General features: G+C 73.6%; 8 protein-coding genes. 1 reads left to right on the top strand and 7 read right to left on the bottom strand.

Annotated features, from left to right (window positions below; genetic code table 11):
• From WME75_RS42135 to WME75_RS42105, 7 genes are all read right to left on the bottom strand, one after another.
• Window positions 1–7,821, bottom strand: coding sequence for an amino acid adenylation domain-containing protein (locus tag WME75_RS42135; protein WP_437482985.1), 7,821 nt, complete (start codon window positions 7,819–7,821; stop codon window positions 1–3).
• Between the two features lie 9 nt (window positions 7,822–7,830).
• Window positions 7,831–8,766, bottom strand: a complete 936-nt coding sequence (locus WME75_RS42130; protein WP_437495031.1) for a TauD/TfdA family dioxygenase — start codon at window positions 8,764–8,766, stop codon at window positions 7,831–7,833.
• Between the two features lie 143 nt (window positions 8,767–8,909).
• Window positions 8,910–9,131, bottom strand: a complete 222-nt coding sequence (locus WME75_RS42125; protein WP_437482982.1) for an MbtH family protein — start codon at window positions 9,129–9,131, stop codon at window positions 8,910–8,912.
• 32 nt (window positions 9,132–9,163) lie between these two features.
• Window positions 9,164–11,542: a penicillin acylase family protein gene (locus tag WME75_RS42120; RefSeq protein WP_437482979.1), complete on the bottom strand. Its 2,379-nt coding sequence runs from the start codon at window positions 11,540–11,542 to the stop codon at window positions 9,164–9,166.
• Window positions 11,539–13,356, bottom strand: coding sequence for a cyclic peptide export ABC transporter (locus WME75_RS42115; RefSeq protein WP_437482976.1), 1,818 nt, complete (start codon window positions 13,354–13,356; stop codon window positions 11,539–11,541). The genes WME75_RS42120 and WME75_RS42115 overlap by 4 nt, the downstream gene beginning before the upstream one ends.
• Window positions 13,356–18,203 (bottom strand): type I polyketide synthase, encoded by a 4,848-nt coding sequence (locus tag WME75_RS42110; protein ID WP_437482973.1) that lies wholly within the window; start codon window positions 18,201–18,203, stop codon window positions 13,356–13,358. The genes WME75_RS42115 and WME75_RS42110 overlap by 1 nt, the downstream gene beginning before the upstream one ends.
• Window positions 18,200–23,554, bottom strand: coding sequence for an amino acid adenylation domain-containing protein (locus tag WME75_RS42105; protein ID WP_437482970.1), 5,355 nt, complete (start codon window positions 23,552–23,554; stop codon window positions 18,200–18,202). The genes WME75_RS42110 and WME75_RS42105 overlap by 4 nt, the downstream gene beginning before the upstream one ends.
• Window positions 23,555–23,970: 416 nt before the next feature.
• On the opposite strand from WME75_RS42105, the gene mxcH reads away from it, so the two are divergent.
• The gene (gene mxcH / locus WME75_RS42100; RefSeq protein WP_437482967.1) at window positions 23,971–26,613 is read left to right on the top strand and encodes a TonB-dependent siderophore myxochelin receptor MxcH; all 2,643 of its coding nucleotides are present in this window, start codon (window positions 23,971–23,973) and stop codon (window positions 26,611–26,613) included.
• Window positions 26,614–26,632 lie beyond the last annotated feature (19 nt).

Raw genomic sequence — 26,632 nt, 5'->3', positions numbered from 1 at the left:
TCACCTCTGGAGCTCGTCCAGGAGATCGCTCCACTCTTCCGCGGAGAGGCCGGCATCAGGGGACTCGGGGGCGGGCGGCGGCGCGGGCGGCGCCTCCTCCGGCGCGGCTGTCACGGTCAGCTGCGCCGCGGCCTCGGCCACGGTCGGGTGCTCGAAGAGCAGCTTGGGCGAGAGGCGCAGCCCCCGCTGGGCGGCGCGCGCGATGACCTGCAAGGTGACGATCGAGTCGCCGCCCAGCTCGAAGAAGTTGTCCTCGACGCCGACCTGCGCGCGGTGCAGCACCTCCGCCCAGACCTCCGCGAGGATCCGCTCCGCCTCGGTCCGGGGCGCGACGTAGGGGCGATGGCCGAGCGCCGCCGCCTCGGGCGCGGGCAGGGCGCGGCGGTCGACCTTGCCGTTCGGGGAGAGCGGCAGTCGCTCGAGCACGACGATCGGCGCCGGCACCATGTACGCCGGGAGCGCCTCGCCGACCCACCCGCGCAGCGCCTCCGGCTCGGGCGCCGACCCGTCGCGGCCGGCCACATAGGCGACGAGGCGCTTGCCGCCGTGGGCCTCGTCGCGCGCGACAACGACGGCCTCCTGGACCTCCGGGTGCTGGAGCAAGCGCGCCTCGATCTCGCCGAGCTCGACGCGCAGGCCGCGGATCTTGACCTGGTGGTCGAGGCGGCCGAGGAACTCGATGGCTCCGTCGGGCCTGTGGCGGGCCAGGTCCCCTGTCCGGTACAGCCGTCCGCCGGGCGTGGACCCGAACGGATCGGGCACGAAGCGCTCCGCGGTCAGGGCGGGCCGCTCGTGATAGCCGCGGGCGAGGCCGACGCCGCCGATGTGGAGCTCCCCGGCGACGCCCACCGGCGCCGGGTGGCCGTGGCGATCGAGCAGGTAGATCTGCGTGTTGGCGATCGGGTGTCCGATGGGCACCGAGGCCGAGGCGTCGTCTCGCCGGCAGGCCCAGGAGGTCACATCGATGGATGCCTCGGTCGGCCCATAGAGGTTGTGGAGCTCGGCGCCCAGCCGCTCGAAGAACCGCCGCGCGAGCTCCGAAGGCAGCGCCTCGCCGCTGCAGATGACCCGCCGCAGCGACAGGCACGACGCCGCCCCGGGCGCCTCGAGGAACGCCTGGAGCATCGGGGGGACGAAGTGCAGCGTGGTCACGCCGTGGCGCGTGATCAGCTCCACGAGCCGCTCGCCGTCGCGGTGGTCGCCGGGCCTCGCGACGACGAGGCCGGCGCCCGTCATCAAGGGCCAGAAGAACTCCCAGACCGAGACGTCGAAGCTGAAGGGCGTCTTCTGCAATACCCGGTCTTCCGCGGTCAGCCCGTACCGCTCCTGCATCCACTGCAGGCGGTTGAGCAGGCCACGGTGGCTGTTGCCGGCGCCCTTGGGCCGCCCGGTCGAGCCCGAGGTGTAGATTGTGTAAGCGAGGTTGTCCGGCGACACCTGGGTCGCGAGATTGCCTGTCGGCTCCCTGTCGATCTCGGCGCGGCCTTCGTCCAGGCAGAGCACCTCGGCGCGGTGCGCGGGCAGGCGCGAGGCCACGGGCCGCTGGCTCAGGAGCACCGGCGCCCCCGCGTCCTCGAGCATGAAGGCGATCCGATCGGCGGGATACTCCGGGTCGATCGGCACGTAGGCGCCGCCCGCCTTCAGGATGCCGAGCAGCCCCACGACCATCTCGATCGAGCGCTCGGCCGCGATGGCTACGAGCCCGTCCGGCCCGACCCCGCGCCGCCTGAGGGCGCGCGCCACCTGATTGGCGCGCTCGTTCAGCTCTCGATAGCTCAGCCGCTGCTCCTCGAAGATCACGGCCACGGCGTCGGGCGCTCGCTCGGCCTGCGCCTCGAAGAGCTCGTGGACGCGCCGCCCGTCCGGATACGCGCGCTCGGTCGCGTTCCACTCCGTCACGACGCGCCGGGACTCCAGCTCGCCGGGGAGCGAGAGCTCGCCGACGGGCGCCTCGGGGCGGCGGGTGAGCTGCCGGAGCGCCCCTTCCACGAGGCCGAGCAGGCGGGAAGCGGCCTCCTCGTCGAATCGCCGCCGGTCATAGGACAGGCGGAGCTGGAGCTGACCTCCCGGCAGGACGGCCAGGGTGAGCGGGTAGTTTGTCTGGTCCGCGAACGAGACGTCGCGGACGCCGAGGCCGGGCAATCCCTCGTGGGTCCGAGGATCGGTGGGATAGTTCTCGAAGACGAGCAAGCTCTCGAACAGCGGCTGTCCCGCCGGGATCGCGCTGTACGTCCGCGTCTGCGCGAGCGGCGTGTGCTCGTGGGCGCCGAGCTCGGTGATCGTCTTCTGGAGATCGCGCAGCCAGCTCGCGACGGAGGCGGCCTGCGGCACGGCCACGCGCAGGGGCAGCGTGTTGATGAAGAGCCCCACCATGGCCTCGATCCCGGCCAGCGGAGCCGACCGCCCGGCGACCGTGATCCCGAAGAGCACGTCGTCGCTGCGGGCGGCCCGGCTGAGCAGGAGCGCCCAGGCGGCCTGGACGAGCGTGCTCGTCGTCACGCGGTGCTGCTGCGCGAAGCGCACGAGCCGCGCCGTGGCCGACCCGGACAGCGCGACGATCTTCGCCCCGTACCCGTGCGCCTCGTCGGTCGACGCCTCGCGCGTCACGCGATCGAGGGGCAGCGGCGTCGCCGCGCTGAAGCCCGAGAGCGCGCCTCGCCAGAACGGCTCCTCGGCGCTCGGGTCCCGCTCGCGCAGCCACGCGATGTGCTCGCGATAGCGCCGGCGAGCCGACAGCGCGACCGCGCGGCCGCTGCGCAGGGCGTCGTGGGCGACGAAGGCGTCCTGCAGCACGAGGGACGCCGCCCACCCGTCGAGGAGCAGGTGATGGTGGCTCCAGAGCACGTGGTACGCCTCGTCCCCGAGGCGCAGGAGCGAGACGCGCATCAGCGGACCCCGCGCCAGATCGAAGCCTTTCGCGCGATCCGCGTCGACGCGGGCGGCCACCCGCGCCAGGTGCTCCTCGTCCCCGGCGCCGCGGAGGTCCTCGATCTCGATCTCCACCGCCTCCACCGCGCCCCCGCGCCGCACGACCTGGAGCGGCTCGTCGGCCCCTTCCCACGCGAAGGTCGTGCGCAGGACGCCGTGGTGGTGGACCACGGCCTCCCAGGCCCTGCGGAACGCGTCCACGTCGAGCGCGCCCTCCAGCCGGCACGTCACCTGCTCGACGTAGACGCCGGAGCCGGGCTCCCACAGGCTGTGGAAGAGCAGCCCTTGCTGGAGCGGGCTCAAGGGATAGACGTCCTCGACGTCGCGGCCGGCCCCCAGCAGGCGGTCCAGCCTGGCCTGGTCGAGCCGCGCGAGGGGGAAGTCCGAGGGCGTGTACCCTCCGCTGTCCGGCGAAAGGCAGTGCGCGACGAGGGCGCGCAGCCGCGCCGCGAAGTCCTCGCTGAGCCGCGCCATCGTCTCGGGCCGGTAGCGCGCGCCGCTGTAGTTCCACATCACGCGGAGGCGCCCGCCGACGATGGCCGCGTCGACCTCCAGCTCGTAGCCCCGCGGCGTGCGCGGATCCTGGGTGCGCCCGACGTCGCCCTCGGCGTGCGCGAACAGCGGGCTCGACGCGAAGAGGTCGTCCCACTGCCCGAGGTAGTTGAAGCTCACCTGCGGCGCCGCGTGCTCCCGGAGCCGCGCGGCGCGCTCGTCCTCGCTCAGGTACCGGAGCACCCCGTACGAGGCGCCGCCCCGGGGGACGGCGCGGAGCTGCTCCTTCGTCGCCTTGAGCACGCCGTCGGGCGCCGCGCCGGCCGGGACCTCCAGCCGGACGGGGTAGATGCTCGTGAACCACCCGACCGTCCGGGAGAGGTCCACGTCGTCGAGCGCGTCGCGCCCGTGCCCCTCCAGGTCGATGCGCACGGCCGGATCGCCCGTCCACCGCGAGAGCGCCCCGGCGAAGGCCGCGAGCAGGAGCTCGTCCACGCGCATCCGGTACGCGGGCGTCGCCTGCAGCAGCGCGCGCGTGTCCTCGGCGGCGAGGAACTGGGTCAGATAGACGGTCTCCGCCTCGAGCGACCCGCCGGCCGGATCGTCCGCGGGCAGCGCCGCCGCGGGGCGGTTCGCGGCGAGCCACGCCTCGGCCTGCCGCGCCGCCGCCTCGGATCGGGCGTGCGCGCCCAGGCGCCGGGCGAACTCGCCGAAGGAGAGGGTCTCTTCCGGCAGCCGGATCGCCTCGCCGCCGCCGAGCTGCCGGTAGGCGGTCTGGAGATCCTCGAGCAGGATCCGCCACGAGACCGCGTCGACCACGAGGTGGTGCGCGACAAGGAGGAGGCGGCCCGGGCGCTCCGGGCCCAGATCGAACAGCACCGCGCGGAGGAGCGGCCCCTCGCTGAGGTGGAGCTGCGCCTGGTGCTCCCCGGCCGCCCTGGCCAGCGCCGCGGCCTGCGCCTCGGCGGGGAGGTCCGACAGGTCGACCCGCGCGACCGCCGCGCCAGCCGAGCCCGCGGTGCGCTGGCGAAAGCCGCCCGCCTCGCGCGTGAACCGCAGCCGCAGCGCGCCGTGGTGGTCGGCCGTGGCCCGGACCGCGGCCGTGAGCGCCTCGACGGAGATCCGCTGCCGCAGCTCGAGCAGCACGGTCTGGTTCCAGTGGTGCGGGTTCGGCCCGCCCAGCTCGAAGAACCAGCGCTGGATCGGCGTGAGCGGCGCGTCGCCGGCGAGCTCTGGCGCCGCGACCGGCGCCGAGGCCGGCGCCGCCACCGCAGCCAGATCGACGATCGTCTGGTGCTGGAAGATCTGCCGCGGCGTGAGCGAGAGGCCCGCGGCCCGCGCGCGGGAGACGACCTGGAGCGCCAGGATCGAGTCGCCGCCCAGCTCGAAGAAGTTCTCCTGGATCCCGACCGCCGGCCGTCCCAGCAGCTCGGCCCAGATCCCCGCGAGCGTCGCCTCGGCCTCGGTGCGCGGCGTCGCCGCCTCGCCGCTCGGCGCGGCCGGCGCCGGCAGCGCGCGCCGGTCGATCTTCCCGTAGGGCGTGTGCGGCAGCTCCTCGAGCACCACGAACGCCGACGGCACCATGTAGTCCGGCACCTGCTCCTTGAGCGCGCATCGCAGCTCCTCCGGCGCCACGTCGGCGCTGGCCGCGACGTACGCCACGAGCCGCCGCTCCTCCGGCCGATCCTGCCGCACGATCACGACCGCCTCGCGCACCCCGGGCTGCTCGCCGAGCCGCGCCTCGATCTCCCCGGGCTCGATCCGGAAGCCGCGCAGCTTCACCTGGTGATCCACGCGGCCGGCGAACTCGAGCTGCCCGTCCGCGCGCCACCGCGCCCGGTCCCCCGTCCGGTAGAGCCGCTCTCCTGGCCGGTCGGCGAAGGGATCCGGGACGAAGCGCTCCGCGGTCAGCTCCGGGCGCGCCCAGTACCCGCGCGCGAGCCCCTGGCCTCCGAGGTACAGCTCTCCGACGACGCCGGCCGGCACCGGTTTCCCGGCGGGATCGAGCACGTACGCGCGCGTGTTGGCGAGCGGCCGGCCGATGGGGACCGCCCACGCCTCGCGCGGGTCCACGGCGGCCGACAGGTTGCTGACCGTCGCGGTCACGGTGGTCTCGGTCGGGCCGTAGGCGTTCAGCAGGCGGACGCGCGCGGCGTCGGGTGACGCCCGCCAGGCGCTCACCCGCTCGGGCAAGGCCGCCTCGCCGGTGATGACGATCTGACGGAGGCACGGCGGCAGGGCCGCGCCCTCGCCGAGCTCCGCGACGATGCGGTGCCAGTACATGGTCGGCAGCACCGCCGCGGTCACGCCCCACGCGCCGCACGCCGCCAGGAACCCGGCGACCGACTCGAGCATCGCCTCGGTGCGCAGCACCAGCGTCGCGCCTCGCGCGAGGCACGGGAAGATCTCCTCCGCGCTCGCGTCGAAGCTCAGCGACGCGAACTGCAGCACCCGGTCGCGCGACGAGATCTCGTAGACCCCCGCCGCGACGTCGACGAAGCTCGCGATGGCCCGGTGCGGGACCACGACGCCCTTGGGCGTCCCCGTCGAGCCGGAGGTGTAGAGGGTGTAGGCCGCCTGCTCGGGCGCCGGCTCGCCGGCCGGCGGCGCGGAGGGCTCGCGGCGCGCGCACGTGAAGGAGGCGTCGAGCTGGATCACCGCCACGCCGGGCGGCTGCTCGCCCGCCGCGCCCTCCTCGGCGATCACCACGCGGATCCCGGCGCCGTCGATCATCGCGGCGACGCGCTCCCGGGGGAGGTTGGGATCGAGCGGGACGTAGGCGCCGCCCGCCTTCAGCACGCTCAGCACCGCGGCGATCATCTCGATCGAGCGCGGCAGGCAGAGGCCCACGCGGACCTCCGGCCCCACCCCTCGCCGCCGGAGCAGCTGCGCCAGCTGGTTCGCCCTCCGATCGAGCTCGCCGTACGTGATCTGCCGCTCCTCGTGGACGACGGCCGTCGCCCCGGGCGCGCGCGCGGCGTGCTCCTCGAACATCCGGTGGACGGCGCGCGGGGTCGCGCGGAGCGCCCCTGTCGTCCTCCACCCGAGCACCTGCCGCTGCTCCTCGGCGGCGAGCATCGGCAGCTCCGACAGGCGCGCCCCGGGGCTCGCCGCCGCGCCCGCGAGCAGGCGCAGGAGGTGGTCGGCCATCCGCGCGATCGTCGCCTCGTCGAACAGATCGGTGTCGTATTCGAGGGCGGCCGCCAGCCCGTCCTCGTCGGGCGCGACGTCGAGCGACAGATCGAACTGGGCGCCGCCCACGTCCAGATCGAGCAGGCGCACGCCGAGGCCCGGGATCTCCATCGGCTGCCGGAGCACCGGCTGGAGCGCGAACATCACCTGGCAGAGCGGCGCGTGGCTCAGGTCGCGGACCGGGCTCACGGCCTCCACCACCTGGTCGAACGGCACCTCCTGGTGCGTCTGCGCCGCGCGCACGGCCTGCGTGACCCGGCCGAGCAGCTGCGCGAACGACGGATCCCCGGAGAGATCGGCGCGGAGCACGACGGTGTTGGCGAAGCAGCCGACGAGCCCTTCCAGCTCGGCCCGGCTCCGGTTGGTCACCGGCGTGCCCACGCTGATGTCGAACGTCCCCGCGTGGCGGGCGAGCAGGGTCTGGAACGCCGCCGTCAGCACCGCGAACAGCGTCGTCTCCTCGCGCCGCGCCAGCGCGCCGAGCTCCGCGGCGAGCGCGCCGGGCACGCGAAAGAAGCGCCGCGCTCCCCGGTAGCGCTGGGTCGCCGGCCGGGGGCGATCCGTGGGCAGCTCCAGCACCCCAGGCTGTCCCGAGAGCTGCTTCGTCCAGTAGGCGAGCTGGGTCTCGAGCAATCCGCCCTCGACGCGCTGGCGCTGCCAGTGCGCGAAGTCCGCGTACTGGAGCGCCGGATCGGCGAGCGGGGCGGGCCGGCCCGCCACGAACGCCGTGTAGAGCGCGGCGAACTCGCCGAGGACCAGGCTCGTGGACCACCCGTCGAAGACGATGTGGTGGACCCCCCAGAGGAGGATGTGTTCTTCCGATCCGAGCCGCAGGAGCGTGAGCCGCAGGAGCGGGCCGCTCGTGAGGTCGAACGGCCGCCGCGCCTCGCGCTCGATCAGGCGCCGGAGCTCCGCGTCTCGCTGCGCCGGCGGCAGGACGCCGAGGTCGAGCCGCTCGAGCCGCGCCGCCCCGTCGGGCTGGACGACCTGGGAGGGCTGCCCGTCGACGACGGCGAACGTCGTGCGCAGGATCTCGTGCCGGCGCACGATCTCCGCCAGGCACCGCTCCACCACGGAGACATCGAGCGATCCGGTGAGCCGCACGGCCGTGGCCATGTTGTACGAAGCGCTCTCCGGCTCGAGCTGGGCCAGGAACCACAGCCGCTCCTGGGCGAAGCTCATCGGAAAAACGAAGACATCCTCAAGCATGGAAACTCCTCAGGAGGCCTTGGCCCGGTGCGGCTCGGCCATGGCGACAAGGACCTTGCGCGGGCCGCGGAAGGGCGCGCGCCCGTGGGCGACAAGCATGTTGTCTGCGAGGAGCACGTCCCCCGCTTGCCAGGCGAACTCCACGGCGAGCTGCCTGTACACCTCGCGGATCTCATCGAGCACGGCGCCCTCGATGGGCGATCCGTCGCCGTAGAGGGCGTTTCGGGGCAGGTCTTCCTCGGCGAAGATCGCGAGGAGCGCCTCCCGCGCGGCCGGGTCCAGGTTGGAGACGTGGAACAGGTGGGCCTGGTTGAACCACACCTGCTCGCCGGTGCGCGGGTGGGCGGCCACGGCCTGGCACACCTGGCGTGTGCGCAGCTCGCCGTCGGCCTTCCACACGCACTCGATGCCTGCCGCGCGGCAGAAGCGCTCGACCTCGGCCCGGTCGCTCGTGCCGAAGACCTTCTGCCACGGCAGGTCCAGGCCGTTTCCGTAGTTGCGCACGTACATCACCTTCTTCGCCGCAAGGCGCTCCCGGATCCGGACAGGGATGCGCCGGAAGACCTCGCGGCTGTCGGCGAGCGGGGTGCTGCCCCCCTCGGGCGCGGCCTCTGCGCAGTGAAACCAGATCTTGAGCGGCCAATCGAGCGTGTACGACTGCTCGTTGTGAAGAGGGATGTGCTGGTGAGCGGGGTACTCCGTCGACGTGTAGATGCGGTCCTGCACGTGGGAGCGCGGCGTCGACCCGAACGTGTAGTCCAGGAGATCCGGCGTCACGAGCCGGACGAAGGCGTGGAAGTCGGCGAGCGATCGGACCGGGAAGCCGCGGAACAGCACCGCTCCGTGCCGGGACAGCTCCTCTTCCGCGCACGCCCGGATGGCCGCGGCGAGCGCGGGGACGCCGGCGAAGTCCCCGCGGCCGAGCGGGCTCGCGACGAGCGGCAGCGCGCCGCCGGGGAAGCAGGACCGCGAGAGCCCCGCCGCCTCGCCCCGCGCGGCGCCCTCGCGCGACTCCCGCGTTGCCTCGGACGTCGCCTCGGGCGTGGCCTCTGACGTGGCCTCTGACGTGGGCAACGCGCTCGAGTCGTTCACGACCCCTGTCCCTCTTCCATCCGCTTGCGCAGGCTGAGCGGCCGCATGTCGGTCCAGACCTCCTTGATGTGATCGAGGCACTCCGCCTTGCTGCCGGCCTTGCCCGCGTCGCGCCAGCCGACCGGGTTTTCCCGGTACTCGGGCCAGATCGAGTACTGCTCCTCGTGGTTCACGACGACTTTGTAAATGGTGCTGTCTTCATGCTCTTCGCTGGCCATGGACTCCTCCGTTCGAGATGTGGTGTTCGATGTCATCGGCGCTCGGGAACGAGCGTGAGCGTGTGCGCGGCCGGGCCCGCCAGGAGCGGCAGCGGCCGCCCGTCGACCCAGGCGCGCTGCTGATCGCGGTAGTGGGGCGACGTCGGGTCGCCGGATTGCCCGGCCGGCATGTGCAGGATTCCTTCCGTCTCGTGCCCCGGCGAGACGACGAGCCGCTCGCTGGCGCCGAACCTGCGGCTCGCCAGGCGCACGCAGGAGCCGCACCCCGGGAGCGGCTCGTCGGGCATGTTGAGGCGCGCGGCGAGCTCCGGGCTCGCGCCGAGCGGGTGCGCGATCCGCACCCGGTTCACCGCGCCCCACTCGAGCTGGTCGAGGGGCCGTGCGCCGTGCTCCTGCCGGAGCGTCGTCATGGCCCTCTCCAGCGCCGCGAGGACGAAGGCGTCCCAGCCGCCCTCCGGCGCCGGCACGAGATCGGGCGACCGCTCGTCGAGCGCGCGCTGCAAGGGCGTGTCGATGTCGGGCAGATCGAGCTCCAGGGTCGGCTCCGCGGCGCGGCTCGGGGCGAGCCACGCGGCGAACACCTCGTCGGCCAGGGCGCGCCGGAACCGCGAAAGGAGCGGCAGCCCGACGCTGGACGCGTCCGCCCGGCCGTCCCACGCCGTCAGCGCGCGCCGCGCCTCGGCGAGCGCCGGCCGCCTCGACGCGGCCTCCTCGCCGAGCGCGCGCAGCGCGAGGTCGCGGTAGAAGCCGAAGTGCTCGGCCCGCGTATCGAGCTGCACCGCCAGCAGGTCCGCCTCGGCGACCGGGCGCGCCTCGCGCAGGCGTTCGGTGATGCGGTAGGCGCGGTAGCCGTGCGCGTAATCGCGGCCGAGCACCGGCGCGCCCTCGGCGAGCGGCATGCGGTGGTTGGCGTTGACGACGAACCCCGACGGCGGATCCACGACGCGCGGCAGCGCGGCGGGGGGCAGGTAACCGTCCCAGCCCGCGCGCCCGTCCGCCCAGGAGACGCTGACCGCGCCGTCGAGCCCGCGGCGCCGGGGCATGCGCCCGGTCACCGTCCACGCGACGCGGCCGCGCCGATCTGCGAGCAGCACGTTGCACCCGGGCCCGCCGGCGGCGTTCATCACGGCGGCCGCCTCGTCGACGCTCCGGGCCCGGTCCATCTCGAGGAGCCCGAGGTCGACCCCCTCCGGATCGAGCGCCGTCCAGCGGATCGCGACCGGCGCTCCGAGGAGCGGCTCGGGCGCGACAGGCCCCCAGATCGTCCTGCGGACCGCGACGGTTGTGTCGGGCCCGCCGCGGACCTTGATCGTCTCCTGCGCGACGTCGAACCGCGCCCAGCCGGAGGGCGTCCGGTACGCGTCGGGGCGCTCGGGGTGGACCTCGATCCGGACGAGGTCCATCACGTCGCCCATCAGGTTGGTCATGGCCCAGGCGACATGGCGGTTCGTCCCCACGATGATGACGGGCACGCCGGGCAGCACGACGCCCGCGAGCTCGCGGTCGCCATAACGGAGCTCCGCGCGATACCAGATGTTGGGAACGCCGAGCTCCAGGTGCATGTCGTTCGCGACGATGGCGCGGCCGTCTCGCGTCCTCTGGCCGGCCACCGCCCAGCCGTTCGAGCCGACCGGCGCCTCGCCCGCGTCCCCGCCGAGCACGCCCGCGCTCGGCGCCCGCGCCCTCCGGCTCTGCGCCACGAGCGCCCGCAGCTCCTCGACCGGCAGCCGCGGCGACGCCGGCGCCTGCGCGCCGAGCAGCGCCTTCGTGTAAGGGTCGGTGTCCTCGAGCAGGAAGGACGTCACGCCCTTCGGGAGGCTGCGTGCCAGGACCGTGTGCATCCGCTCCGCGTCCTCGGTCGCGCTGAGGGCTCGGAACATCTCCAGCACGACGAGGACGCTGTCCTCAGGGCGCCACGGCTCGGGCCGATAGCCCAGCTGGCGAAACTCGACAGGCAGCGTCTCCGCGCCGCGCAGATAGGCGTTGACGCCCTCGGCGTACGCGTCGAGCGCGGCGCGCTGGCTGCCGGGCAGGCGCGCCAGGATCGCCGCCGCGGCCTTCGGGACGCCGTACAGCCGCTGCCGGGTGTCGGCCTCCAGCAGATCGCGCCCGAGGACCTCCGCGAGCCGTCCTCCGCTGCTTCGCCGGAGCAGGTCCAGCTGGAACAGCCGATCGCGCGCCGTGACGAAGCCGAGGGCCCGGAGGGCGTCCTCCCGCGAGGCGGCGCGGATCGCGGGGATCCCCAGGCGATCGGACGCGATCGTCACCACGTCCTCGAGGCCGGACACGGTCACCGCGCTGCCGGCGCGCGGCGCCGGGGCGCGGGTGGCGCCCTGGGGGGCCTCCGCGCAGCCGGCGATCGCCAGCGGGATGAGCGCCGAGAGGAGGCGTGAGCGGACGTCGCGCCTCATACCTCGTGCTCCGTCGCCTTCGAGGCCTCGTGACCGCGGACGCCGGTCTCCAGCGCGGCCTGCTGCTCGAGCTGGAGGCGGAGAGCCTGCGCGGATCGGGCCCGGCCGCCCTCGTCGGTGCGGGCGCTCGCGGCGTGCTCTTCCCGCGCCGCTCGCGGCTCCACGCCGGTCACGGCGGGGGCCGCGGGCAGCTCGGTCAGGCGGCCGAAGTCGAGCCGCAGGCAGCGATCCGCGAGCGCGAAGTACTGGTCGTCGTGCGTGATCACGAGGACGGTCTTGCCCCTCGCCCGGAGCTCCGGCAGGAGCTCGGTGTAGAAGATCTTCCGGAACTGCGGGTCCTGGTCGGAAGCCCACTCGTCGAAGACGTAGAACGGCCGGTCCTCCAGGTAGGCGGTGAGCAGGGCGAGGCGCTTGCGCTGCCCCTGCGACAGCCCGCTCACGCGGAGGGCGCCCTCCTCGACGCGCACCCGGTGATCGAGCTGCAGCCGCTCGAGATAGCGGCGGGCGCGCTCGTCGACGCCGGGGCCGTTCAGGCCGAGCAGCTGCTCGAAGAGGTAGTATTCCGCGAAGACGACCGAGAAGAGCTGTCGATACGGCTCGCGACTCGCGTCGTCGACGGGCACGCCGTCGAGCCGGATCTCGCCGGACTCCGGCGTGTAGAGGCCGAGGAGCAGGAGGGACAGCGTCGTCTTGCCGCTGCCGTTGCCGCCCACGAGGTACACGATCTCGCCGGGCTGGAAGGTCAGATCGATGGGCCCGAGCTGGAAGCTCCCGTCTTCCTTCTCGCGGTAATAACGGTGCGTGACGCCGCGGAGCTCGATGCGCTTCCAGGCCGCGCGCGCGCCCGCCGCGCCTTCCGGGCGCGGCGGCGCCTGCGGTGCTTCGATCTCCGGCGTCAGCGCGAGGCCGAGCTCGCTCACCTTCGAGAGCGCGATGCTGGCCCGCCCGACGGCCGGCAGGAGCTCGACCGTCTGCGCGAACGGCGTCAGCAGGAAGAGCATCGCCAGCACCACGCCGGACATCGCCGGCGCCGTCAGCCCTGCCCAGGCCGGGAGAGCGAACAGCGTGAGCCCGAGGACGGCGTAGAAGAGCAGCGTGCCCCAGCCGATCGCGATGGAGAACTCGGTCGTGCCCGCCACGAAGTCCCGCTGGTACGTCGCGAGGCTGCCGCCGAGGGCGTCGTAGAGGAACGCCCGCCCGCGCCCGCCGTGCATCTTGAGCTCCTTGATCCCGCTCGTCAGCCCGCGGAAGTGCTGGAACAGGGCGTCGCTCGTCTCGCGGGCGCGGGTGAAGGAGCGGATCGCGCGCCGGTCGTGCGCCCGGAAGAGCACGGCGCCGATCGCCATGGCGCCGAGCACGATCGCCAGCGCCGGCCACGAGATCCGCCCGATATAGGCCAGGCAGCCGAGGACGGTGGCCACGTTGACGCACAGGAGGGGCAGGACGACGTACGCCTGCGTGATGACGGCCGGATCGTCGTTGAGCGCCGCCAGGAGCCGGTGGGGGCCGAGCTGCTCGACGCGGCGCAGCGGCGCTTCGAGGATGCGCCGGCTGAGCTGCATGCGAAGCTCCGCGATCATGGCCTGTCCCAGCCGGGTCAGGAGCACCTGGGAGACGGCCTTGCTCAGCACGCCGAGCACGGCGAGCCCCGCGAACGCCCACGCCAGCTGCGCGGCGGGGCGGCCGTCTGCCGAGAGCGCGTCCTGGACGAGCGCGATGATGCCGGCGCCGGAGAGCCCGCTGATCACGCCTGTGGCGATGGCGAGCAGGAGGGGCCGGAAGGCGCGGCGCACGAGGAAGCCGAGCACGCTCATCACCCGTTCTCCTTCGGTTCCTTCGAGGGGACCGGCTCGCCGTCCGGGCGCGCCGGCGCCTGCGTGCCCTCGGCGCCTGGGCGCCGCCGCGCGGTCCGGGGCAGCGCGATCAGCGCCGGCTCGGGGCTCGCGGGCGCTTGCCCTCGCGCCTTATGGACGCGCTCCGCGAGCGCGGCCACCGTCGGCCGCTCGAAGAACTCGCGGAGCGGCACCTCCACCTGGAACGTCTCCCGGATGCGGTTGAGGATCTGCAGGGCGAGGAGCGACTCGCCGCCGAGCGCGAAGAAGTCCTTCCCGGGGTCGATGGGATCGAGGCCGAACGCCCGCGCCCAGATCGCCGTCACCTGCGCCGTCACCGCCTCGGGCGAGGGGCGCTCGGCGGCGCTGGCGGTCGCTGCTCCGGCGCGCCCGGGCGGCTCGTGGCTGCGGTCGGCCGCGGCGGCGTTGCCCGCGCCGAGCCGCCGGGCCAGGGCGGCGCCCTCGTCGTCGCTGGGCAGGCCCTGGAGCGGGCGGACCGAGACGATGACCTGCGGCAGCGCCGCCTGGCTGAGGACGCGGTGGAAGACCTGCTGCCCTTCCTCCGGGCTCATCCCGTCGAGGATCACGTCGTCGAGCCCCAGGGCGAGGAGGCGCGCTTCGGCGCGGGCCGCCATGCCGACGTTTCGCCAGCGATCGAGGTTGACGGAGACCGTGTACGGCCCTGCGCGGCGCGCGCAGGATTGCGCGAACGCGTCGAGGAACGCGTTGGCGGCCGCGTAGCCTGCCCGCGCGAGGCCGCCGCTCAGCGCGGTGACCGAGGAGCAGAGCAGGACGAAGTCGGGCTGGAAGGAGCGCGCGACCTCGTCGAGCGCGAGCGCGCCGAGCGCCTTGGGGGCCAGCTCCGCGTCGAGCGCGTCCGCCGTCAGCCGCTCGATGAGCCCGCCGCCCGCGACCCCGGCTGCGTGGATCACGCCGTGCAGGGCGCCGAACCGATCGATCGCCTCGCGCGCGGCGGCGCGCATCTGCGCCGCGTCGGTGACGTCAGCGCGCAGCGCCACCACCTCGGCGCCGGCCTGCTCGAGCGCCTGCAGGCGCAGGCGCTGCTCGTCGGTGGGAGCCGAGCGGCCCGTGAGGATCAGCCGTGCGTGCGCGGTGCGGGCGAGGTAGTCGGCGAGCCATAGCCCGACGCCGCCCAGCCCGCCGGTGATGAGGTAGACGCCGCGCTCTCGCAGCAGGGGGGGCGTTCCCTGCGCCGCCTTCAGCGGGACCTGCTCGACGGTGGGTACCCAGCGGTGGTGCCCGCGGTACGAGACGACGGGGGCGTCGGCGTCGGATCGCGCCTCCGCGAGGATCCGCTCGACGACCCCATCGACCTCCGCGGCGTCCGGGCGGGCGGCCTCGAGGTCGATCATGCGGCAGCGGACGAGCGGGTACTCCAGCGGGATGCTCCGGCAGATCCCGAGCAGCGTGGCGTGCTCCGGGCGCAGGGTTTCTCGCCCGGTCAGGTCGTGCAGGCCGCTGGCGAGCGCGACAAGGTGGGCGCCTCCCGGCAGCTTGCCCAGCGTCCGCGCGAGCCAGAGCAGGCTCATCGAGCCCCGGCGCTGCGCCTCCTGGAGCGCGCCGGGGTCGAGCTGCGCCTTGTGCGCGCCGTCGAGGCTGAAGGCGTGGACGATCCGCGTGGGCTGCTCTGTGTTCGTACCGAGCTCCCGGGCCAGCGCGGCGTAATCCTCGGGCTGATCCGGGCGAAGCGTGAAGGCGTGCTCGGTCAGGCGTTCGAAGCGCTCGCCGCTCCTGACCCGGGTGACCCGCCGGCCGGCGCGTTCCAGCCGCTCCACGATCCGGAGGCCGATCTCCCCCTCGTCCGCGAAGACGACCCAGTGCGCCTCGTCGCCTCGGGGCGGAAGCGCTTCCAGCGGGGCGCGCTTCCACGAGGGCACATAGAAAAATCCACCCAGACCAGACGTCCCGACCGAGGTTGAGCCGACCGGGGTTGAGGTTGAGCCGACCGGGGTTGAGGTTGACCCGACCGAGGTTGAGGTTGACCCGACCGGGGTTGAGGTGGACCCGACCGAGGTTGAGGTGGACCCGACCGAGGTTGAGGTTGACCCGACCGAGGTTGAGGTTGAGCCGACCGGGGTTGAGGTTGACCCGACCGAGGTTGAGGTTGCCCCGACCGGGGTTGAGGTTGACCCGACCCCTCGCCCCGTCGTCTGGGGGCGCTCCAGCCAGTACCGCTTTCGCTCGAACGGGGTTGCCGGCAGCGCGACGCGCCGTCGGCGCCGTCCCGCCTGCAGGCCGGCCCAGTCCACCCGAGCGCCGGCCACCCAGAGCTGCCCGACCGTGTCGAGCAGCGCCGCGCCCGCCGCTCCCGGCTCGCGGACCGCGGGCAGCGACGCCAGCGCGAGCGACCCCGCCGCGAGCTGCCGGCACAGCGCGGTGAGCGTCTGCCCCGGCCCGACCTCCAGAAAGATCCGCTCCGACTGCTCCCGCAAGGCCGCCACGCCCTCCGCGAAGCGGACCGTGCTCCGCAGGTGCCGCACCCAGTAACCCGGGTCCTGCGCCTCGCTCGCGGTGATCCAGGTCCCGGTCACGTTCGAGACCCACGGGATCCGCGGCGCGCGCAGCGTCACCCTGCCCACCGCCTCGCCGAACCCCGCGAGGGCGCCCTCCATCAGGTGCGAGTGGAACGCGCGCGACGTGCGCAGCCGGCGGACCTCGATCCCGCGCCCCCCCGCCTCGCGCTCGACCCGCTGGATCGCCGCCGCCCGGCCCGACAGCACGCACTGCCGCGGCCCGTTCACGGCCGCCAGCGCGACCTCGTCGCCGACCCAGCCCGCCACCTCGGCCTCGGACGCCGACACAGCGAGCATCGCCCCGTCCGGCGTTGCCTCCATCAGCCGCCCCCGCGCCGCGACAAGCGAGAGGGCGTCGTCGAGCGACAGGCACCCGGCCACGCACGCCGCCACGTACTCGCCCACGCTGTGCCCCAGCATCGCGTCGGGGGTCAGGCCCCAGGCCATCCACAGCCGGGCGAGCGCGTACTCGACGACGAAGAGGGCCGGCTGCGTCATCGACGTGCGGTCGAGGCGCCGCGCGGCTTCCTCGAGCTCCGCCGGCGCGGGGAACAGCAGCCCCCGGATGTCGGTGCCCAGGTGGCGCTCGAGCTGCGACGCGCACGCGTCGACCTCGGCCCGGAACACCGGCTCGGTCTCGTACAGATCGCGCCCCATGTCGGGGCGGTGGGTGCCCTGCCCGGGGAACAGGAACGCGACCGGCCGCGGCCCGGCCACGGGCTCGCCCGTGCGCAGCGCGTCGCTGCGATCGCGGAGCGCCCGCGCCGCCTCCTCCCGCGAGCGGCACACCACCGCGCGGCGGTGGGCGAAGCCCCTGCGGCCGAGCTGCTGCGTGTGCGCGACGTCGCCGAGCTCGAGCTCCGCGTGGGTCTCCAGGTGCTCCGCGAGCGCCTCCGTCAGGCGCTCGAGCGACGCGCTCGACCGCGCCGACAGCACGAGCAGCTCGCACGCCCGCGGCGGGTCCGCCTCCGGCGGGGCCGGCGCCTGCTCCAGGACGACATGGGCGTTGGTCCCGCCGAGCCCGAAGGCGCTCACCCCGGCGCGGCGCGGCGCGCCCGTGGGCGTCCACGCCGCGAGCTCGGCGGCCACGTAGAACGGGCTGTTCTCGAGATCGAGCGCGGGGTTGGGGGCGCGGAAGTGCAGGCTGGGCGGGATGCGCCCGTGCGCCACGGTGAGCGCCGCCTTGATCAGCCCGGTCACGCCCGCGGCCGCGTCCAGGTGCCCGACGTTTGTCTTCGCCGATCCGATCGCGCAGAACCCTCTCCGGTCGGTCGTGGCCCGGAAGGCCTGCGTCAGCGCGGCGATCTCGATCGGATCGCCGAGCGGCGTCCCGGTGCCGTGCGCCTCCACGTAGGCGATGGAGTCCGCCTCGACGCCCGCGGCCGTGTGGGCGGCGCGGATCACGCCGGCCTGCCCCTCGACGCGCGGCGCGGTGTAGCCGACCTTGGCCCGGCCGTCGTTGTTGACGGCGGACCCCTTGATCACCGCGATGATCGCGTCCCGATCGGCGATTGCGTCGTCGAGCCGCTTGAGCAGCACCACGCCCACGCCGCTGCCGCCGACGGTGCCGCGGGCTCCCGCGTCGAAGGCGCGGCAGTGGCCGTCGGGCGACGCGATCGCGCCTTCCTGGTAGAGGTACCCGACCTTCTGCGGGACGCCGATCGAGACGCCGCCGGCCAGCGCGAGATCGCACTCGCCGGTGAGCAGCCCCTGGCAGGCCAGGTGCACGGCGACGAGCGACGTGGAGCAGGCCGTCTGCACCGCGATGCTCGGCCCCTCCAGGTTCAGCTTGTACGACACGCGGGTCGTCAGGAAGTCCTTGTCGAGCGCGAGGAGCGCCGCGACGTCGGCCGCCGACTGCAGCCGCGGCCCGTCGGGGAAGAGGTGGGCCAGGTACCCGCTCAGGCTCGATCCCGCGTAGACGCCGACCGGCCCCCGCGCGCGCTCCGGGTCGATCCCGGCGTTCTCGAACGCCTCCCACGCGCACTCCAGAAACAGCCGGTGCTGCGGGTCCAGCGCGGCGGCCTCGCGCGGCGTGAACCCGAAGAGCTCGGCGTCGAACAGGTCGATGTCGCCGAGCACCGCGCGCGCCCGCACGTAGTCGGGCCGCGCGATCAGCGCCGGATCCACGCCCGCGGCGAGGAGCTCCTCGTCGGTGAGGATCGCGACGGACTCGACGCCTGCGCAGAGGTTTTGCCAGAACGCCGCCACGTCCCGCGCGCCCGGAAATCTCCCGGCCATGCCGATGATCGCGAGCTCCAGCCCCGTCCGGGATTCGCCGCTGCTCGGTGTCATTTCTTTGTCTCCTGCTCGCCGCGCCCGCCGCGCCGTCGCGCGAAGATCTCCCCGCGCCGCTGCTGCGCGGCGCTCGCCCGCTCGGCGCTCCGCTCTCCCTCCTCGGGCGCCGGCTCGCTGGCTTCCTGGCTCAGGGCCGCTGCGAGCGACGCGATGGTGGGGTGTTGGAACAGGACAAGCATCGGCAGCGCGCGGTCGAGCTCCTCGCGCAGGCGGCTGTGGACCTTGGCCAGCAAGAGCGAGTGTCCGCCCAGATCGAAGAAGTTGTCGTCGACGCCGACCTGCGGGACCGAGAGGACGTCTCTCCAGATCGCCGCGATGGCGCGCTCCAGGTCGGTTCGTGGCGGCGTCGTGACCCGGGCCGGCGCGTCGACCTGCTCGGGCGCGGGCAGGGCGCGGCGGTCGACCTTGCCGTTCGGCGACAGCGGCAGCCGGTCCAGCACGAGGATGGGCGCCGGCACCATGTAGGCCGGGAGCGCTTCGGCGAGCCAGTCCCGCAGCGACGCCGGCTCTGGCGCGGCGCCGCCCTGGCCGGCGACGTACGCGACGAGGCGCTTGCCGCCGTGCGCCACGTCGCGCGCGAGGACGACGGCCTCGCCGACGCCGGGGTGCTGGAGCAGGCGCGCCTCGATCTCGCCGAGCTCGACGCGCAGCCCGCGGATCTTGACCTGGTGATCGAGGCGTCCGAGGAACTCGACGGCCCCATCGGGCCTGTGCCGAGCGAGATCCCCGGTGCGGTACAGCCGCCCTCCCGCCGCGGCGCCGAACGGATCGGGCACGAAGCGCTCGGCGGTGAGGGCGGGCCGCTGGTGATAGCCGCGCGCGAGGCCGACGCCGCCGATGTACAGCTCTCCGGCGACGCCCACCGGCACGGGCTGGCCGTGGCGGTCGAGCAGGTAGATCTGGGTGTTGGCGATGGGTGTCCCGATGGGCACCGAGGCCGACGTGTCGTGTGGCTGGCAGGCCCAGGCGGTGACATCGATGGACGCCTCGGTGGGCCCGTACAGGTTGTGCAGCTCGGCGTCGGGCAGCCGCTCGAAGCAGCGCCGCGCGAGCTCGGCCGGCAGCGCCTCACCGCTGCAGACGACCCGGCGCAGCGACCGGCACGAGGCGGCGCCGGGCGTCTCCAGGAAGGCCTGGAGCATGGGCGGGACGAAGTGCAGGGTGGTGACGGCGTGGCGCGTGATGAGGTCGATGAGCCGCTCGCCGTCGCGGTGATCGCCGGGCCTCGCGACGACGAGGCCCGCGCCGGTCATCAAAGGCCAGAAGAACTCCCAGACCGAGACATCGAAGCTGAAGGGCGTCTTTTGCAACACCCGGTCTTCGGCGGTGAGCCCGAAGCGCTCCTGCATCCATTGCAGCCGGTTGAGCAGGCCGCCGTGGCTGTTGCCGGCGCCCTTGGGCCGCCCGGTCGAGCCCGAGGTGTAGATGGTGTAAGCGAGGTTGTCGGGCGAGAGCGCCACGGCGGGTTTTGTCGCGGGCTCTCGGTCGATCTGGGTGCGATCGGCGTCGAGGCAGAGCACCTCTGCGCGGTGGGCAGGAAGGCGCGACGCGACGGGCCACTGGCTGAGCAGGACGGTGGCGGCCGCGTCGTCGAGCATGAAGGCGATGCGGTCGGCCGGGTAATCCGGGTCGATGGGCACGTAGGCGCCGCCGGCCTTGAGGATGCCGAGCAGCCCGACGACCAGCTCGGCCGAGCGCTCCGCGGCGATGGCCACGAGCACGTCGGGCCCGACGCCGCGGCGCCGCAGGGCGTGCGCCACCCGGTTGGCGCGCGCGTCGAGCTCTCGATAGCTCAGCCGCTGCTCGCCGGAGAGGACAGCCACCGCGTCCGGCGTCCGCTCGGCCTGCGCCTCGAACAGCTCGTGCACGAGCCGCTCGCCCGGATACGCCCGCTCGGTCGCGTTCCAGCCGCGCACGACCTGCCTTTGCTCGTCCGCATCCATCATCGGCAGATCGGACAGCTGGGCCTCCGGCGCGGCGACGAAGCCCTCGAGGATCGCGACCAGGTGCCGCGCCATGCGCGCCACCGTGGTCCTGTCGAAGAGGTCGGTGTTGTATTCCCAGGCGCCGCGCGCTCCCTGGCCGTCCGGGGTCAGGTTGAGCGCCAGATCGAACTGGGCTGTCCCCGTGTCCACCCGCTGCGCGCCGATCGACAGGCCGGGGATCTCCGCCCCCTGCTCGGGCGCCGGATCCATGGCGAGCATCACGTTGAACAGCGGTGTGTGGCTGAGGCTCCGCTCCAGGGACAGCGCCTCCAGCACCCGCTCGAACGGCGCCTCCTGGTGCGCTTGCCCCTCGGTGACCGCCGCCCGGACGCGGGCGATGAGCTCCGCCACGCGCGGATCCCCGGTCAGGTCGACGCGCAGCGCCAGCGTGTTAAGGAAGCACCCGACGACGCCCTCCAGCGCCGCCCGCGGCCGCGCGGCGACCGGCGTGCCGATGCAGACATCGCTCTGGCCCGTGTACCGGTGCAGCAGCGCGAACAGCCCTGCTGCCACCGTCGTGAACAGGGTCGCGCCCGCCCCCCGCCCGAGGGCGGTCAGCCGCGCCACGAGCTCCGGCGGCAGCGCGATCTCCTCGCGCGCGCCCGCGTAGGTCTGGACCGACGGCCGCGGTCGATCCGTGGGCAGCTCGAGGGGCGGCACAGGCCCCTTCAGCCGTTCGCGCCAGTACGAGAGCTCCCGTTCGCGCGTCGCCCCCGGCTCCGCCCGGCGCTGCCACAGCGCGTGATCCGCTGGCTGGACCGGGAGCGGCGCGAGCTCCGGAGCGCGCCCGGCCGAGAAGGCGCCGTACAGCGCCGACAGCTCCCGCAGGAGCACGTTCATCGACCAGCCGTCCGCGATCAGGTGATGGCAGGTGAGCGCCAGCGCGTGCTCCTGCTCGCCGTTGCGGACGAGCGTCCAGCGCACGGGCGGCGCCTCCGCGAGGTCGAACGCGCGCCGCGCCTCCTCGCGAAGGAGCGCTTGCAGCGCCGGCTCCCGGTCCTCCTCGGCGAGCGCGCTCAGGTCCTGGATCGGCAGCGCCACCTTCGCGGGCTGCGCGATCCTCTGGACGGGCTGCCCTGCGACCGACGGAAAGCTCGTGCGCAGCGCCTCGTGGCGGGTCGCGAGCGCGGTCACCGCCTGCTCCAGGGCGCTCGTATCGAGGGCTCCGGAGAGCCGCAGGGCAGCCGCGATGTGGTAGACGGGCGCCCCGGCGACAAGGTGCTCGAGGAACCACAGGCGCTCTTGCACGAGGGACAGCGGCAGTCGCTCCGGCCGGTCACCCGGCGTGAGCGGCGCGGCGCCGGCGGTCGATCCGCCCGCGGGCGCGCTGTCCTGCCTGGCCTCGATCCAGGCCGCCAGCGCGGCGACCGTCGTCGACTCGAAGAGCTGCGCCGGCCCCACGTCGATGCCGAGGGCCTCGCTCACCCGGCCGCTCACCTGCATGGCCCGCAGCGAATCGCCGCCCAGGCTCAGGAACTCCTCGCTCCGGCCGACCCGCGCGCGTCCCAGCACCTCGGCCCAGATGTCCGCCAGCGTGGTCTCCAGCGCGGTCAGCGGCGGCTCGGCGATCTCGGCCTCGGCGCTCGCCGGCGCGTCGAGCGTCGATCGCCAGACGGCGTCCAGGGAGCCGTCCAGGAACCGGCCGCGGCACGCCCTCCGTTGCACCTTGCCGCTCGTCGTCCGCGGCAGGTTCCCTGGCTTGATGAGCACGACCGCGTGGACCGCGACCTCGTGCCGATCGGCCACCGCGTTCTGGATCGCCGCGCCGAGCTCCGCCGGATCCGTCGACGCCGAGGCGCGCCGTCCGAGCTCCTGGACGATGACGACGCGCTCCTCGCCGTCCACGTCCACGGAGAACGCCGCGCAGCCGCCGGCGCGCAGGCTCGGATGGCTCCCTTCGGCGGTGAGCTCGATGTCCTGCGGGTAGAGGTTGCGCCCGCGGACGATGATCAGGTCCTTGAGCCGGCCGGTCACGTAGAGCTCGCCGCGCGAGAGGAACCCGAGATCGCCGGTCCGCAGGAACGGCCCTTCTCCCGTGGACAGCCGCGCTCCGAACGTCGCTGTCGTGTCCTCCGGCCGCTCCCAGTAGCCCTGGGCCACGCTCGCACCGGCCACCCAGATCTCGCCGACCCGCTCGCCCTCGCAGGTCCGGTGCGCCTCGGGATCGACGATCAGCACCTCGTCGCCGGCCGGCGATCCCCCGCAGCCCACCAGGGTGAGACCGGCTTGCGGATCGCGCGGATCGAACACGGCGCGCCCCTGCTCCAGCGCGGCGCGGTCGACCGCGCGCACGACCGGCGGCGCGTCCGCCGCTCCGCCGCTGACGAGCAGCGTCGCCTCGGCCAGCCCGTAGCAGGGGTAGAACGCCGCGCGCCGGAACCCCGCCGGCGCGAACGCCTCGGCGAAGCGGTCGAGCGTCGCTGCCCGGATCGGCTCGGCCCCGTTGAAGGCCACCTTCCATGAGCTGAGGTCGAGCCCTCCCCGCTGATCCGGGGGGATCTTGCGGAGGCACAGCTCGTACGCGAAGTTCGGCCCGCCGCTCGTCGTGGCCCGGTAGCGCGAGATCGCGTCCAGCCAGCGCCGCGGCCGCATCAGGAACTGCTCGGGCGAGAGCTGGATGCACGGCACGCCCACGTAGAGCGGCTGCAGGATGTTGCCGATGAGCCCCATGTCGTGGTGCGGCGGCAGCCACCCCACGATCACGCTCTCCTCGGTGTGCGCGAACGCGCGCTGGATCAGGAGCTCGTTGCGCAGCAGGTTGCCGTGCGTGAGCACCACGCCCTTGGGCGTCCCGGTCGAGCCGGAGGTGTACTGGAGGAACGCCACGGTCTCGGCCGTCACGCGCGGCGCTCGCCAGGCGTCTTCCTGGCCGTCGCGGACCGTGTCGACGGCCATGCAGCGCAGGTGGCTCAGCTCGGCGAGGCTCGGATCGTCGCGGAGCATCGCCACGGCGCCGAGGAACGCCTCGGTGGTGAGCACGACGCTCGGGCGGCAGTCGCGCACGATGGCCAGCACGCGGAGCAGCCCGCTTTTCCGCTGGGGCAGCGGGACCGGCACCGCGATGAGCCCCGCGTAGAGGCAGCCGAAGAAGGCGGCGATGAAGTCGAGCCCTGGCGGCACCAGGAGCAGCGCGCGCTCCCCCGCCTGCGCTCCGGTCTGGAGCTCCGCGGCGAGCGCGCGCGCCCGCCGATCCAGCTCGCCGTACGTCATCGCGCGAGCGTCCGTCTCCCCGTCGAGCAGGAAGGTATAGGCGTGCCCGGAAGGGCGCTGCTCCGCGCGGCGCCGGAGCAGCGCGACAAGCGTCGCGGGCTCGGCCGCGCCGCGATCGCGGATCGCACGCCCAGGGGATCGGTTCGACTCCATCGCCACCTCAGCTCCAGACCGAAAAAGAAAGCCCGACAGCGGGGCAGGCTCGCTCACCAGACCTGGCGGTCCGCGCCGATAACGCGTTGTGTCATCAGCGCGGACCGCCAGGCCTGGCGCCGCGGCCGCCTCACTCGCCTGCCGTCTTGTTATTGAAAATGAAAACGATTATTAATTTCTCGGCGGCGGTTGTATGGAACACCGATCCAGGGTCCGTCAAGAAAAAACGCCCGAAACGGCGGTTCTGCGGTAAAAGATGAAATTGATTTGGGTTTTCAATTCGGGTACCGGAGTCCTCACGGCCATGGACGCCTGCCCGGTCCCCCGACCCATGACGCACCGCGGCGCGCTCGAGGCCGAAGGTTGATGCGGTGACGCGACGTTCTCTTGTTCTTCGAGGCTTCCTTGCAGGCCTGATGGCCCTCCTGCTGCCGGGCGTGCCTGCGCCGGCGCACGCTCAGGAGGGCGGCGTGCCGGACGGCCCTGGACGCGCGGAGGGCGGCCGTGAGGCGAGCGCGCGCGCGCCTGCTGCCGGCTCGACGGTGGACGAGCGTTCGCCGGCCGCCGCCGGGGTCCCCGCGATCGAGCCGCCGCGGCTCCTCGAGCTCGCCCAGGCGGAGTATCCGCCGGAGGCGCGCGCGGCACGACAGGAGGGCACGGTCGTGCTGAAGCTCCTGATCGATGCGGCGGGGCGCGTGACCGAGGCCGAGGTCACGGGTCCAATCGGCCACGGCTTTGACGAGGCGGCCCGGGCGGCGGCGCTCCGATCCCGCTTCACGCCGGCGCGCCGGGGCGGCACGCCGGTCGCCTCACGGATCCTCTACGGCTACGAGTTCCAGCTCCCCGAGGAGCCCCCGGCCGCGCCTTCCTCGTCGGCGGGGGGTGGAGCCGGGGCCTCGGCCGGATCGACCGGAGCCGGGGTCCCCGCGGGAGCCAGCGTCCCGGCCGCGCCCACGGCGGAGATCACGCCCCGGCCGGTCGGGGCGCCAGCCCAGGCGACCGGCGCAGCGCCCGCCGAGGTGACCGTGCGCGGCGCCGCGATGGCCGAGCGCCTCCGGCAGTCCGCGCAGGCGATCAAGGTCATCGAGATCGAGGAGGCGAAGCGGAGGACCGCCGACATGGGCGAGGTGCTCGCCCGCACCGAGGGCGTCGGCGTGCGGCGGAGCGCGGGGCTCGGCTCGTGGACGCGCTTCTCGCTGAACGGCCTCACGGACGAACAGATACGCTTCTTTCTCGACGGCGTGCCGCTCGACCTCGCGGGGTACCCGTTCGGCATCTCGAACGTGCCTGTGAACCTTGTCGAGCGCGTCGAGATCTACCGCGGCGTGGTCCCGGTGCGCCTCGGCGCCGACGCTTTGGGCGGGGCCGTCAACCTGGTCACGGATCGGGACGTCCGCGGCACCCATGGCGCGGCGTCCTACGAGATCGGCTCCTACGACACCCACCGGCTCACGCTCTCGGCGCGGCACCTGCACGAGCCGAGCGGCTTCTTCACCCGCGTGAGCGGCTTCTTCGACGCCGCGAAGAACGACTACCCCGTGGACGTCATGGTGCCGAACGAGAACACCGGCCGCGAGCAGCCTGCCCGCGCCTACCGCTTCCACGACGCCTACCGGGCGGCGGGCGGGAGCGCCGAGCTCGGCTTCGTGAACCGGCCCTGGGCGCGGCGGCTGCTCCTGCGCGCCTTCGTCACCGACTATGACAAGGAGCATCAGCACAAGTTCGGCGTCATGAAGGTGCCCTATGGCGAGGTCACGAACGGCGAGACCGTGCCGGGCGCGACGCTCCAGTACGAGCAAGGGCTCGGCCGCGGCGTCGCCCTCGAAGCGCTCCTCGGGTACACGTACGGGCGCGCCACCTTCCTCGATGTCAGCGAGTGCATCTACGACTGGTTCGGCCGCTGCATCCGCCGGCGCACCGTGCCAGGCGAGGACCGGAGGCCCCCTCGGGATCAGGTGTTCTGGGAGCACAGCGGCCTCGGCCGCCTGAACCTCCGTTACCGGCCCCACCCGGAGCACGCGCTGCAGATCTCCGTGTCTCCCACGTTCATCACGCGCACGGGAGAGGAGCGCAGTCGGGCGAGCCCCCAGGCCCGCGACCCGCTCGGCGCCGAGCGCAGCATGCTCACCTGGGTGCACGGCGTCGAGCACCAGCTCAACCTGCTCGACGATCGCCTGGAGAACAGCTTCTTCGTGAAAGACTACGTGCAGCTGCTCCGCGCGAAGGAGCCCCTCCTGGGGCTCGGCGGGGGCTTCAGCCGGCGGGAGCGCGACACCCATCGCCTCGGTGTCGGCGACGGCCTCCGCTATCGCGTCTCCGAGTGGCTCTACGCCAAGGCGTCTTACGAGTGGGCGACGCGGCTCCCGCGGCCCGTCGAGGTGTTCGGCGACGGGGCGATGATCCTCGCCAACCTCGCGCTCGAGCCCGAGACGAGCCACAACGCGAACCTCGGCTTCACGATCGACGCGCGCGACACCGCGTCGGGCGCGTGGCGGCTCGACGCGAACGGGTTTCTCCGCGCGATCGAGCGGCTCATCGTGCTGAACAACCGCCCTAACGAGCTCACCTACATCCATGTCACGGGGGCCCGGTCGCTGGGCATCGAGGCCGCCGCCGGCTGGACGTCGCCGGGAGAGCACGTCGCCCTCGACGGCAACATCACCTATGACGATTTTCGCAAGACGTCCGACGAGGGGAACTTCGCTGGATCCGAGGGCGAACGGATGCCGAACCGGCCGTGGCTCTTCGCCAACGGCTCGGCGCGCGTGCAGCTCCAGCAGGTCTTCGCGGCGCGCGACGCGGTCTCGCTCACCTGGGACACGCGCTACGTGCACGAGTACTACGTCGGCTGGGCGAACTCGGGGCTGATCGAGAGCAAGGCCAAGGTGAACTCACAGCTCCTGCACTCGCTCGCGCTCACCTACGTCGCGCGCCTCGCGCCGCGCACCCTGAGCTTCACCGTCGAAGCCCACAACCTCACCGACGAGCCCGCCTTCGACTTCTACGGCATCCAGCGGCCCGGACGGGCTTTCTTTTCCAAGGCCATGCTGGAGATGTGATGGAGAGTCAGGAGAAGTC

The organism is Sorangium sp. So ce1014 (assembly GCF_051521505.1).
Taxonomy (GTDB): domain Bacteria; phylum Myxococcota_A; class Polyangia; order Polyangiales; family Polyangiaceae; genus Sorangium.
Note: the sequence above shows the minus strand (reverse complement) of the source record. Positions and strands in the feature narration are given on the sequence as shown.

Excerpts from the sequence above, each read along its gene's own strand:
- WME75_RS42135 (WP_437482985.1), bottom strand. The coding sequence starts at position 7,821 with ATGCTTGAGGATGTCTTCGTTTTTCCGATGAGCTTCGCCCAGGAGCGG.
- WME75_RS42125 (WP_437482982.1), bottom strand. The coding sequence starts at position 9,131 with ATGGCCAGCGAAGAGCATGAAGACAGCACCATTTACAAAGTCGTCGTG.
- WME75_RS42120 (WP_437482979.1), bottom strand. The coding sequence starts at position 11,542 with ATGAGGCGCGACGTCCGCTCACGCCTCCTCTCGGCGCTCATCCCGCTG.
- WME75_RS42115 (WP_437482976.1), bottom strand. The coding sequence starts at position 13,356 with ATGAGCGTGCTCGGCTTCCTCGTGCGCCGCGCCTTCCGGCCCCTCCTG.
- WME75_RS42110 (WP_437482973.1), bottom strand. The coding sequence starts at position 18,203 with ATGACACCGAGCAGCGGCGAATCCCGGACGGGGCTGGAGCTCGCGATC.
- WME75_RS42105 (WP_437482970.1), bottom strand. The coding sequence starts at position 23,554 with ATGGAGTCGAACCGATCCCCTGGGCGTGCGATCCGCGATCGCGGCGCG.
- mxcH (WP_437482967.1), top strand. The coding sequence starts at position 23,971 with ATGGCCCTCCTGCTGCCGGGCGTGCCTGCGCCGGCGCACGCTCAGGAG.